We start from the raw sequence: 12,618 nt of genomic DNA, 5'->3' as shown, positions 1-12,618 counted from the left end.
GGCTGATGGCGGTGCAGATTGCGGTAATCGATGACTGGCAAGACGTGGCCCGCAACGTGGTCGACTGGTCTGTGCTGGACGGCATCGGCGAAGTCACGTTTGAACATGATTACCCGGCGGACAACGCCACTTTGGCGCAACGTCTGGGCCGCTATCAGGTGATTTGCGTGATGCGCGAGCGCACGCGTTTCGATGAGGATTTGCTCAAGCGTCTGCCCAATCTGAAGCTACTGGTCACCGGCGGCATGCGCAATGCGGCGCTGGACATGCCAGCGGCAGCCAAACTCGGGATCAAGGTCTGCGGCACTGATAGCTACAAACATGCAGCACCGGAACTGACCTGGGCGCTGATCATGGCGGCCACACGCAATCTGGTGAACGAAGCCAATTCTCTGCGCGCCGGGCAGTGGCAGCAGGGTCTGGGTGGCGACCTGCATGGCAAGACGCTGGGCATTCTCGGCCTCGGCAGCATTGGCCAGCGTGTCGCGCAGTTTGGTCAGGTGTTTGGCATGCGCGTGATTGCCTGGAGCGAGAATCTCACGGCTGAGCGGGCGAAACAGGTCGGCGTGACGTACGTCAGCAAGCAAGCGCTGTTCGAGCAGGCGGATGTGTTGTCGGTGCATCTGGTGCTCAGCGAGCGCAGTCGTGGCTTGGTCGATGCGCAGGCGCTGGGCTGGATGAAACCGACGGCGCTGCTGGTGAACACCGCGCGCGGGCCGATTGTTGATGAAGCGGCGCTGATCAAGGCGTTGCAGAAACAGCAGATCGCCGGGGCGGCGCTGGACGTGTACGAACAGGAGCCGTTGCCGGACATGCACCCATTTCGCAAGCTGGATAATGTGCTGGCGACGCCGCATGTCGGGTACGTGAGTCGGCAGAATTATGAGCAGTTCTTTTCGCAGATGATCGAGGATATTCAGGGCTGGGCTGCGGGCAATCTCGTCCGACCACTGAATTGAGTCATTTCCTGATTGGGATGGTGCAGGTGCCATCGCCTTCGCGAGCAAGCCCGCTCCCACATTTTTGACCGGGTTCCTTCAGATGGAAGGCGATCAACCTGTGGGAGCGGGCTTGCTCGCGAAGGGGCATTAACTGTCCCCACAACAACAAACTGCCCGCACCACAACAGTGCACCCCCCCTCCTTCCCCAGCACAAAATTGTGACTGTTCAGTCACCGTTTTAGCCCCGCGCCTCAAAAAAACCTGCACTTCGTCGGTGCGTTTACCCCTGAAAACTCCGGTTCCCGATTAAAGCAAACCGATTGTCGAACAATTTACCCATTTGCCGTCGCCCGCTCTAGGATCTGGCCTAGACTGGTTTTCGGGGCACGAAACCGGTTGGTCACATTCCGGAAAAAAAGTCGAAACTTTTGCACGACGCGGCGGGTCATCACAAAGGTAGGGCCGAAGCGGCTGGTGCAATCCTTGCAATAGCCCAAACACCCATTCTGCTTGCGCGTGTTGGGTAGCGTTTGCTCACCGATGCGTGGCGCGTTTGCGCTTGCCGTACGTAGGAGCTGCCAAAGGCTGCGATCTTTTGATCCTTTAAAAGCCAATGATCGCAGCCTTCGGCAGCTCCTACAGAGAGAACACAAGAATCAGATCAACAACACGGGAGATTCATATGATCAGTGCGGCATTGGATATTCAGGGAGAGCGTGCTCACCAATCGATGGGTGAATCGAGCACCATCAGCGTTCCCGGTAGCCGACAGATCAACGTCCCCGGCACCAAAACGCTGACGCCAGTAGCAAGTCAGAATCCCAACAAGAAGAAAGTGTTGTTCGTGACCTCGGAAATCGCCGACCTGGTGAAAACCGGCGGTCTGGGTGACGTGTCTGCCGCCCTGCCCCGTGCCATGGCCCATTTGCACGATGTGCGCGTGTTGATCCCCGGTTACCCGCAAGTCATGCACAGCGAGAACCCGATCCACATCATCGGCGAACTCGGCGGTCATGCTGCGCTGCCTCCGTGCAAGATCGGGCGCATGGACATGCCTGACGGTCTGGTGATCTACGTGTTGATCTGCCCGGAACTGTACGAGCGCGAAGGCTCGCCGTATGGCGCCAACAACGGTCGCGACTGGCCGGACAACCATATCCGCTTCGCTCGTCTCGGTCTGGCCGCTGCCGACATCGCCGCCAACCTCGCACAAATTCACTGGTGCCCGGATCTGGTGCACGCCCACGACTGGCCGGCTGGTCTGGCCCCTGCTTATATGCACTGGCGCGGGCAGCGCACGCCGACCCTGTTCACCATTCACAACCTCGCGTATCAAGGCGTGACCAGCCTCGGCTCGTGCCCTGAACTGGGCATTCCCAACCATGCCCTGCAACAGGAAGGCATGGAGTTCTACGGCAAGATGTCGTTTCTCAAGGCCGGCATGGCCTACTCGAGCCACATCACCACGGTCAGCGCCACCTACGCGCAGGAAATCACCACCCCGGATTTCGGCTGCGGCCTCGACGGTTTTCTCGCCGCCAAGACCCAGCAAGGTTTGCTCAGCGGTATCCCTAACGGTATCGATGAGAGCTGGGACGCCGCCACGGATCCGCACCTGTTCGCGCCGTTCGCCATTGGTGACTGGGAAGGCAAAGCCGTCAATGCCGCCCATGTCCGCGAGCTGTTTGAACTGAATGACTCTGAAGGCCCGCTGTTCGCTGTGGTGTCGCGTCTGGTGTATCAGAAAGGTCTGGATCTGACTGAAGCGGTGTCCGAGTACATCGTGCAGAACGGCGGCCAGATCGCAATCATCGGTCGTGGCGAGCCGGAAGAAGAGCAAGCCATGCGCGAACTGGCCTTGCGCTTCCCGGGCCAGATCGGTGTGCGCATCGGCTTCAACGAAACCGACGCCCGCCGCATGTTCGCCGGCAGCGATTTCCTGTTGATGCCTTCGCGTTATGAACCCTGCGGTCTGAGCCAGATGTACGCCCAGCGCTTCGGCTCATTGCCGGTTGCGCGCAACACCGGCGGGCTGGCCGACACCATTGAAAATGGGATTACCGGTTTCCTCTTCGACGAATCCACTGTTGAAAGCTATCAAGAAGCCTTGAGCCGTGCGTTCAAAGTCTTCGCCTATCCTGATTTGCTCAATGCCATGCGTTGCCGGGCAATGGCGGCACCGTTCAACTGGTGCAAAGCGGTTGAACCGTACGCCGAACTCTACGAACAACTGGTGGCCAAGGCCTTGGGTAAAGCAATCCACAAGTAACCGATCCACAAGGAACAAGGAGGTTGTAAACGATGCCGTTCCGGTCTATTGAAACCTGGCCCCACGGCGCGATCATGCTGGATGCCGAGCACACGCAATTTGCGCTGTGGGCGCCAGATGCGTTTTACGTCAGTGTCGAACTCGAAGACGGTCAGTCCCTGCCAATGCTGCCTCAGGCAGACGGCTGGTTTGTGATCAAGGCACGCTGTGCGGCGGGTACCCGCTACCGCTACAACATCGACGGCGAACTGGAGGTGCCCGACCCGGCCTCCCGCGCGCAGGACGGTGGCCTCGACCGCCACAGCGTGGTGGTAGATCCGCTGGCCTATCAATGGCGACACAGTGCCTGGCACGGTCGCCCGTGGAGTGAAGCAGTGATCTACGAGTTGCACGTCGGTGCGCTCGGTGGTTTCGCTGAAGTCGAACAACATCTGGCGCGCCTCGCAGGTTTGGGCATTACCGCCATCGAACTGATGCCGCTGGCGCAATTCCCCGGCGAGCGCAATTGGGGTTACGACGGGGTTCTGCCCTACGCCCCGCAAGCCTCCTATGGCACCCTGGAACAACTTAAACATTTGATCGACAGCGCCCACGGTCATGGGCTGGCGGTGATTCTCGACGTGGTCTACAACCACTTCGGCCCCGACGGCAATTACCTGCACCGTTACGCTAAAGGCTTTTTCCGCGAAGACAAGCACACGCCATGGGGCGCGGCGATCGATTTCCGCCGCAGCGAAGTGCGCGAGTTCTTTATCGAAAACGCCCTGATGTGGTTGCTCGAATACCGCTTCGACGGTTTACGCCTCGATGCAGTGCATGCCATCGAAGACCCGGATTTCCTCACGGAAATGGCCCAGCGCATCCGCGCGCAGATCGACCCGACCCGCCATGTCTGGCTGACCGTTGAAAACGAACTCAACCAATCCAGCCTGCTCGAATACGACTACGACGCGCAGTGGAATGACGACGGCCACAACGCCCTGCATGTTTTGCTCACCGGTGAAACCGACGCCTATTACGCCGACTACGCCGCGCAACCCACCGAGCAATTGGTGCGGTGCCTGAGTCAGGGTTTTGTCTTCCAGGGCCACATCACCCGCCATGGCGAGCCGCGCGGCGAACCCAGCGAACACCTGCCGTCCACCGCGTTCGTGCTGTTCCTGCAAAACCACGATCAGATCGGTAACCGCGCATTCGGCGAACGCCTGCATCATCTGGCCGACCCGCGCGCTGTGCAGGCAGCGACCGTGCTGTTGCTGCTGTCACCGATGATTCCGCTGATGTTCATGGGCGATGAATTTGCCGCCGAACAGCCCTTCCAGTTTTTCACCAGCCACCATGGCGAACTGGCCGAACTGGTGCGCGAAGGCCGACGCAATGAATTCGCCGCGTTCAGCGCCTTCGCCGATCCGCACAAACGCGAGCAAATCCCCGACCCGAATGCCGAAAAAACCTTCCACGATTCGCAGCCAAGGCTGATCGGCAATGGCAGCGTCAAACAGCAGGAAACCCTCGCGCTGTACCAAAAGCTTCTGCAATTTCGCCATCAATACATCATTCCGCATCTGTCCGGCACCCAGGCACTCGGCGCGCACATGCTCGGTCACGCGGCGGTCAGTGCACGCTGGCGATTGGGCAATGGCAGTGAGCTGCGAATTGACCTGAACCTCAGCGACACGCCAGTGGTCAACCCTCCACAGACCGAGGCCGTGTGGTTGTTTCAACAGCCACCCACCGTCGATCTATCGGAATCGGGCCAACTGCCCGCGTATTGCGCGCTTGTCAGCCTCACGGCCGCAACCCCTTTGCAACCTCTGGATGGAGAGCGCCTATGAGCGATGCGCAACTGGAAATTCTCGCCAGCCGAGCCGGCCTTGCTGTCGACTGGATCGACGCGAACGGCCGCCCGCAGAAAGTCGCCCCGGCGGTACTGCGTAATGTCCTGATCGGCCTCGGCCACCCCGCCAGCACCGCACAGGAAATCGACGCCAGCCTGCTGGAATTGCAAGCCGTGCAACAAGACCGTCATTTGCCGCCGCTGCTGACCAGCGATGTCGGCGTCGGCGTCGATCTGGCGCGTTACTTCGCGCCGGAGACCCCGTGTGAAATCGTTCTTGAAGACGGCTCGCGACTGAACCTGAAACTTGACTCCGAGGCAGTGCTGCCCGGTCTGGTGCCGGTCGGTTATCAGCAGGTGCACATCGCCGATCAATTTTTCACCCTCGCGGTCGCGCCGGAACGCTGCTTCAGCGTCGGTGATGCGGTGGACAATCCGATCCCCCGCGCCTGGGGCCTGAGCGTGCAGCTATATTCGCTGCGTCGCTCCGGCGATGGCGGTTTCGGTGATACTCAAGCGCTGGAAGAACTGGCGCGAGTCGCTGGCGAACGCGGTGCCGAAGCCTTGGCGATCAGCCCGTTGCACGCGATGTTCAGCGCCGACAGCGGCCGCTACAGCCCTTATTCGCCGTCCAGTCGCCTGTTTCTTAATTCGTTATACGCCGCGCCCGGTGCGATTCTCGGCGAACGTGCCCTGCGTGATGCCATCGACGCCACCGGCCTGGCCGAGCAGTTTGCGCAACTGGAAGACTTGAAACTGGTCGACTGGCCCGCCGCCGCAGATGCCAAGCAGAAACTGCTGCAAGCGTTGTACGAAGGCTTCGTTGCTGGCGATCACCCGTTGCACCCGGACTTCGCCAGTTTTCGTCACGCCGGTGGCGAAGCGCTGGAAAATCACTGCCGCTTCGAAGCGATTCAGGAAATGCGCGCCGCCCGTGGCGAGAACCTCGACTGGCGGCAATGGCCGGAACACTGGCACGACCCACGCGGCGCCGCGCTTGAAGCGTTCGCCGAAGAATATGCCGATCGCATCGGCTACTTCGCTTTCTGCCAATGGCTGATCCATCGCTGCCTCGAGCGTGCGCAAACCGCCGCTCGCAGCGCCGGCATGGGCATCGGCCTGATCGCTGATCTGGCGGTGGGTGCCGATGGCGCCGGCAGTCAGGCCTGGAGTTTTCAGGATGAGTTGCTCGCTTCGCTCACCGTCGGCGCACCGCCGGACATTCTCAATCGCTCCGGGCAAGGCTGGGGGATTTCCGCGTTTTCGCCGGAAGGTCTGATTCGCAACGGCTTCCGCGCCTTTATCGACATGCTCCGCGCCAACTTCGCCCATGCCGGCGGTTTGCGCATCGACCACGTCATGGGCCTGCAACGTTTATGGGTGATCCCTAACGGCTCGGCACCGGCGGATGGCGCTTACCTGTATTACCCGGTGGATGACCTGCTGCGTTTGCTGACGCTGGAGTCCCATCGTCATCAAGCCATCGTCCTTGGCGAAGACCTCGGCACCGTGCCCGACGGTCTGCGCGAAAAACTCATCGCCCGCTCGATGCTCGGCATGCGCGTGCTGCTGTTCGAACAAGACAACACGCATTTCAAACCGATTCTCGACTGGCCGGATAACGCGCTGGCGACCACCAGCACCCACGATCTGCCCACCCTGAATGGCTGGTGGCACGGCCGCGACATCGACTGGAATGCACGCCTTGGATTTGTCGATGCCAACGGCGAAATCGAATGGCGCCAGCATCGTCAACGTGAACGCGAAGGCTTGCGCAGCGCACTGAGCCAGGATCCGCAGAACTTCCGCGAAGAATCCCACGAGGCCGATCAAGTCGTTGATGCCGCCGTACGCTTCCTCGGCCACACCCGTGCGCCGCTGGTATTGCTGCCACTGGAAGATGCGCTGGGCATCAACGAACAGGCGAACCTGCCCGGCACCATCGATACCCACCCTAACTGGTCGCGTCGTTTGCCCGGCCCCAGCGAAGCGTTGCTCGACGGCGTCGACGCTGCACGACGTCTGGAACTGCTGGCTTGCGCGCGTCTTCAGGCTGCCGAGCGTGACCAATGAACCAAACGCTTATCCAGCCATTGCGCGCGACGTTGCGCCTGCAATTCCATAAAGGTTTTACCCTCGAACAAGCGGTGCCACTGGTGCCGTACTTCGCTCAACTGGGCATCAGCCACATTTACGCCTCGCCATTGCTCGCCGCCCGCGCCGGTTCGATGCACGGCTACGACGTGGTCGACCCGACGCAAGTCAACCCTGAACTCGGTGGCGAGCCGGCCCTGCGGCGTCTGGTCAGCACCCTGCGCGAACACAACATGGGGCTGATCCTCGACATCGTTTCCAACCACATGGCCGTCGGCGGTAACGACAACCCGTGGTGGCTGGACTTGCTGGAATGGGGACGACTGAGCCCGTATGGCGAGTTTTTCGATATTCAATGGCATTCGCCCGATCCGCTGATGGAAGGCCAGTTGTTGCTGCCGTTCCTCGGCAGTGACTACGGCGTGGCCTTGCAGGACGGCACGTTGAAGCTGCATTTCAACGCGCAGACTGGCAGCTTTTTCGTCGAGCATTACGACCATCACTTCCCGATCTGCCCGAATGATTACGGCGAGATTCTCAAGCACGAAGAAACGCTGAAGCCCCTCGCTGACCGTTTCAGTGCGCTGAGTTACCAGACCGACGCGCATTCGCTGGCGGTTCCACTCAAGGAAGAATTGCGGCAACTGGCGAGCGATGCGCAGGTGCTGCAAGCGATTGAAAACAACCTCAAGCATTACGACTCGACCACCGAGGAAGGTTTCTACGCGCTGCATCAATTGCTCGAGCGCCAGAGTTATCGTCTGGCCAGTTGGCGCACCGCCGCGGATGACATCAATTGGCGGCGCTTCTTCGACATCAATGAACTCGGTGGTTTGCGCGTCGAACGTCCGGCGGTGTTTGAAGCGACTCACGGCAAAATCTTCCAGTTGGTCGCTGAAGGTCTGGTCGACGGCTTGCGTATCGACCACATCGACGGCCTCGCCGATCCGCGGGGTTACTGCCGTAAATTGCGCCGGCGCCTTGACCTGATCGCGCCGGATCGACACCTGCCGATCTACGTCGAGAAGATCCTCGGCGCCGGCGAAACCCTGCACCGCGACTGGGCAGTGGACGGCACCACCGGCTACGAATTCATGAATCAACTGTCGCTGCTGCAACACGATCCGGACGGCGAACATGTGCTCGGTGAGCTGTGGCAACGCCGCACCGAGCGACCCGCCGCGTTTATTGAAGAGGCGCAATTGGCGCGTCAGCAGATCCTCAACGGTTCGCTGGCCAGCGATTGCGAAAGCGTTGCGCAAGCCTTGCTGCAAGTCGCCCGCGACGACCTGATGACCCGCGACCTGACCCTCGGCGCCATCCGCCGCGTGTTGCAGGCGCTGATCATACATTTCCCGGTGTACCGCACTTACATCAGCGCGACGGGCCGCTCGGCGCAGGACGATGTGTTTTTCCAGCAAGCCATGGACGGCGCGCGACCAACGCTCAGCGAGGCTGATTGGCCGGTGCTCGATTGCGTGGCGGCGTGGCTTGGTGGCACACCGTGGCGGCGCAAACCGCTTGGCCGCTCGCGGAAAATCCTCAAGCACGCCTGCGTACGTTTTCAACAACTGACTTCGCCGGCAGCGGCGAAAGCCGTGGAAGACACCGCGCTGTATCGCTCGGCAGTGCTGCTGTCGCGCAATGACGTCGGCTACAACACCGAACAATTCAGCGCGCCGGTCAGTGATTTCCACGAGGTCAATCAGCGGCGCCTGGCGGAATTTCCGGACAACCTGCTCGCCACCGCGACCCACGATCACAAACGTGGTGAAGACACCCGCGCACGTCTGGCCGTGCTCAGCGAACGCAGTCACTGGTACGCCGAGCAGATCGAATTGTGGCGCGCCCTCGCCCGCCCGGTTCGTGTTGACGATCAAGTGCCGTCGGCCGGTGATGAGCTGATCCTTTATCAAGCCTTGCTCGGTAGCTGGCCGCTGGATTTGCGCGACGACGATCACGCCGGGCTCGCCGACTACGCCAAGCGCATCTGGCAGTGGCAACAGAAAGCCCTGCGCGAAGCCAAGCTGCAAAGCAGTTGGAGCGCGCCGAACGAAACCTATGAAAATGCGACCCAGGCCTTCACCGAAAAACTCCTGACCGGTGAAGACGGCGAACTGCTGCGCGCGGCGCTGGCCAAGACCGTCAACAGCATTGCCGCTGCCGGCGCGCTTAATGGTTTGGCGCAAACCTTGCTGCGCATGAGCGTGCCGGGGGTGCCGGATTTGTATCAAGGCAATGAGTTCTGGGACTTCAGCCTGGTCGATCCGGACAATCGCCGGCCGGTGGATTACGCCGCTCGCGAGCAGGCCTTGCAGGAGCAACTGCCACCTGCGGAACTGCTGACGCACTGGCGTGACGGGCGCATCAAGCAAGCCTTGATTGCGCAGGTGCTGAACGTGCGCGCCGAGCATGCCGGGCTGTTTCGGCATGGCTCGTACCAGGCCCTGGAGGTGCTGGGCGAGCAGGCGCACAACGTGCTCGCGTTTGCCCGCGAACACGAGGGGAAACACGCCATCGTGATCGTGCCGATCCGTTGCGCGACGCTGCTGGAAAACAGTGCTGTACCTCAGGTCGATGCGCTGCGCTGGGGCGATACCCGGGTGGTTTTACCGTTCGACGCCTCTGACACAAACCTGAAGGGACTTTTTCAAAGCAGCGCAGTCACAAAAAACAGGGAGCTGAAAATCAGCGACGCGCTGGGGGATGTCCCGGTCAATCTCTTTATCCAACACTTAACGTAAGCATGAGTTCAGTTCAGGAGCATTGCGATGAGTACCGACGATAAACGCATTCGCGAATTCGCCTATCAAATCTGGGAATCGGAAGGGAAACCTGAAGGTCATGAGGAGCGCCACTGGGAGATGGCGCGCAAACTGGCTGAAGCTGAAGCCTTGGCACCGAAGAAAGCCCCGAAAGCGGCGGGCAGCAAAACCGCTGGCAAGGACGCTGAAGTGAAAGCACCTGCTGCCAAACCGAAGGCAGCGGCCAAGGCCAAGCCAAGCAGCGCCGCCAAGGTGATTCCACCCGGCGAAAAACCCGCCGAGAAAAAGCCACGAGCGCCGCGCAAGCCTTCGGCGATCTAACGCTTTACCGACGATTGAATTGAACTGAATGACCGTGTGGCGGGCTTGCTCGCCACCGAGGGTTAACTCGCCCTGAAGAAATACACAAAATCCCTTGTGGGAGCGGGCTTGCTCGCGAATGCGATCTGAGATTCAGAAATGATGTCGACTGACCTGACGCATTCGCGAGCAAGCCCGCTCCCACAGGGGATCAGTGTCAACTGACTACCCCGTTTTTTGCAGGAGCAATCATGACCCGTCCAAAAAAAGCCGAGCCCGCCGCGCACGCTGAGCCTTCGAGAATTCGTGAAGGCCTGCCCTTCCCGCTCGGTGCGACCTGGGATGGTCTGGGGGTGAACTTTGCGCTGTTCTCCGCCAACGCCACCAAGGTCGAACTGTGCATCTTCGACGATGCCGGCGAAGTCGAACTCGAACGCATCGAACTGCCGGAATACACCGACGAGATTTACCACGGCTACTTGCCCGATGCGCACCCGGGGCTGATCTACGGCTACCGCGTGTACGGCCCTTACGATCCGGCCAACGGTCACCGCTTCAACCACAACAAACTGCTTATCGACCCGTACGCCAAGCAACTGGTTGGCGAACTGAAATGGTCGGAAGCGCTGTTCGGCTACACCATCGGCCACCCCGACGCCGACCTCAGTTTCGATGAACGCGACAGCGCGCCGTTCGTGCCCAAGTGCAAGGTCATCGACCCGGCACACACCTGGGGCAACGACCAGCGTGTCAGTGTGCCGTGGGACAAAACCATCATTTACGAAACCCACGTGCGCGGCATCAGCATGCGTCACCCCTCGGTGCCGGAAAACGTGCGAGGCACCTTCGCCGGTCTGATGAATGACGATGTGCTCAAACACATTCGCAGCGTCGGTGTTTCGTCGGTCGAGTTGTTGCCGATCCACGCCTTCGTCAACGACCAGCACTTGCTGCACAAGGGCATGACCAATTATTGGGGCTACAACAGCATCGCGTTTTTCGCCCCGGATCCGCGTTATCTCGCCAGCGGCAAGATCGCCGAATTCAAAGAGATGGTCGCGCACCTGCACGAGGCCAATCTCGAAGTGATTCTCGACGTGGTCTACAACCACACCGCTGAAGGCAACGAACAGGGCCCGACCCTGTCGATGCGCGGGATCGACAACGCCTCGTACTACCGCTTGATGCCCGATGACAAACGCTACTACATCAACGACTCCGGCACCGGCAACACACTGGATCTGAGCCATCCGTGCGTGCTGCAAATGGTCACCGATTCGCTGCGTTACTGGGCCACGGAAATGCACGTCGACGGTTTCCGCTTCGACCTGGCGACCATTCTTGGCCGTTATCACGATGGCTTCGACGAACGTCACAGCTTCCTCGTGGCCTGCCGTCAGGATCCGGTGCTGCGTCAGGTGAAAATGATCGCCGAACCGTGGGACTGCGGCCCCGGTGGCTATCAGGTCGGCAACTTCCCGCCGGGCTGGGTCGAGTGGAACGACAAGTTCCGCGACACCGTGCGTGCCTTCTGGAAAGGTGATGACGGCCAGGTTGCCGATTTCGCCAGTCGCATGACCGCTTCCGGCGAGATGTTCAACCAGCGCGGACGTCGGCCGTATTCGTCGGTGAACTTCATTACCGCGCACGACGGCTTCACCCTCAATGATCTGGTCTCGTACAACGACAAGCACAACGAAGCCAACGACGAGAACAATCAGGACGGCAGCAACAACAACCTGTCGTGGAACCACGGCGTCGAAGGCCCGACTGACGACCCGGAAATCAATGAACTGCGCCATCGGCAGATGCGCAACTTCTTCGCCACGCTGTTGCTGTCGCAAGGCACGCCGATGATCGTTGCCGGCGACGAATTCGCCCGCACGCAAGATGGCAACAACAACGCGTATTGCCAGGACAGCGAGATTGGTTGGGTCAACTGGGATCTGAGCGAAGACGGCAAAGGCTTGCTGAAATTCGTCAAACGCCTGATCAAGCTGCGCCTGGCTTATCCGATTCTGCGTCGCGGACGTTTCCTGGTCGGCGAGTACAACGAGGACATCGGCGTCAAAGACGTCACCTGGCTGGCGCCAGACGCCACCGAGATGACCACCGAGCACTGGCACGATGCACACAATCGTTGCCTGGGCATGCTGCTTGACGGCCGCGCGCAGGAAACCGGGATCCGCCGCAAAGGTGCCGATGCGACTTTGTTGCTGGTGGTCAACGCGCACCACGACATCGTCAACTTCACCTTGCCGGAAGTGCCGGACGGCGGTTTCTGGACGTGCATGATCGACACCAATCAGCCTTCGATTCGTGGCCAGGAGCGCTTCGATTTCGGCCATGAATATTCAGTGACCGGCCGTTCGTTGCTGCTGTTTGAACTGCAACACGAAGAAGAAGATTGA

General features: G+C 60.3%; 7 protein-coding genes. All 7 read left to right on the top strand.

What is annotated here, in order from left to right:
• Positions 1 to 5: 5 nt before the first annotated feature.
• The 7 genes from ACZZ0D_RS09605 (at position 6) to glgX (ending at position 12,618) form a co-directional block, all read left to right on the top strand.
• Positions 6 to 959 carry a D-2-hydroxyacid dehydrogenase family protein gene (locus ACZZ0D_RS09605; protein WP_463553049.1) on the top strand — a complete coding sequence of 318 codons (954 nt, stop codon included), beginning with the start codon at positions 6 to 8 and terminating at the stop codon, positions 957 to 959.
• A gap of 665 nt (positions 960 to 1,624) precedes the next feature.
• Complete coding sequence (glgA, locus tag ACZZ0D_RS09600; RefSeq protein WP_212550726.1) at positions 1,625 to 3,211, top strand: glycogen synthase GlgA; 1,587 nt, start codon at positions 1,625 to 1,627, stop codon at positions 3,209 to 3,211.
• A gap of 32 nt (positions 3,212 to 3,243) precedes the next feature.
• Positions 3,244 to 5,046 (top strand): malto-oligosyltrehalose trehalohydrolase, encoded by a 1,803-nt coding sequence (gene treZ, locus ACZZ0D_RS09595; RefSeq protein WP_463553048.1) that lies wholly within the window; start codon positions 3,244 to 3,246, stop codon positions 5,044 to 5,046.
• Positions 5,043 to 7,121: a 4-alpha-glucanotransferase gene (gene malQ / locus ACZZ0D_RS09590; protein ID WP_463553047.1), complete on the top strand. Its 2,079-nt coding sequence runs from the start codon at positions 5,043 to 5,045 to the stop codon at positions 7,119 to 7,121. Before treZ ends, malQ begins: the two co-directional genes overlap by 4 nt.
• Positions 7,118 to 9,886, top strand: coding sequence for a malto-oligosyltrehalose synthase (locus tag ACZZ0D_RS09585; protein WP_463553046.1), 2,769 nt, complete (start codon positions 7,118 to 7,120; stop codon positions 9,884 to 9,886). Before malQ ends, ACZZ0D_RS09585 begins: the two co-directional genes overlap by 4 nt.
• Positions 9,887 to 9,913: 27 nt before the next feature.
• Positions 9,914 to 10,228, top strand: a complete 315-nt coding sequence (locus tag ACZZ0D_RS09580; protein WP_053120574.1) for a DUF2934 domain-containing protein — start codon at positions 9,914 to 9,916, stop codon at positions 10,226 to 10,228.
• A gap of 230 nt (positions 10,229 to 10,458) precedes the next feature.
• A complete protein-coding gene (gene glgX / locus ACZZ0D_RS09575; protein WP_053120576.1) occupies positions 10,459 to 12,618 on the top strand; it encodes a glycogen debranching protein GlgX in 2,160 nt (719 codons plus the stop codon).

It is taken from the genome of Pseudomonas sp. AC193, assembly GCF_979258075.1.
The sequence above is the reverse complement of the archived record's forward strand: the minus strand, read 5'-3'. Positions and strand labels throughout refer to the sequence as shown.

What these genes read in the sequence shown, in the direction of transcription:
- malQ (WP_463553047.1), top strand. Translation starts at nt 5,043, where the DNA reads ATGAGCGATGCGCAACTGGAAATTCTCGCCAGCCGAGCCGGCCTTGCT.
- treZ (WP_463553048.1), top strand. Translation starts at nt 3,244, where the DNA reads ATGCCGTTCCGGTCTATTGAAACCTGGCCCCACGGCGCGATCATGCTG.
- glgX (WP_053120576.1), top strand. Translation starts at nt 10,459, where the DNA reads ATGACCCGTCCAAAAAAAGCCGAGCCCGCCGCGCACGCTGAGCCTTCG.
- ACZZ0D_RS09605 (WP_463553049.1), top strand. Translation starts at nt 6, where the DNA reads ATGGCGGTGCAGATTGCGGTAATCGATGACTGGCAAGACGTGGCCCGC.
- glgA (WP_212550726.1), top strand. Translation starts at nt 1,625, where the DNA reads ATGATCAGTGCGGCATTGGATATTCAGGGAGAGCGTGCTCACCAATCG.
- ACZZ0D_RS09585 (WP_463553046.1), top strand. Translation starts at nt 7,118, where the DNA reads ATGAACCAAACGCTTATCCAGCCATTGCGCGCGACGTTGCGCCTGCAA.
- ACZZ0D_RS09580 (WP_053120574.1), top strand. Translation starts at nt 9,914, where the DNA reads ATGAGTACCGACGATAAACGCATTCGCGAATTCGCCTATCAAATCTGG.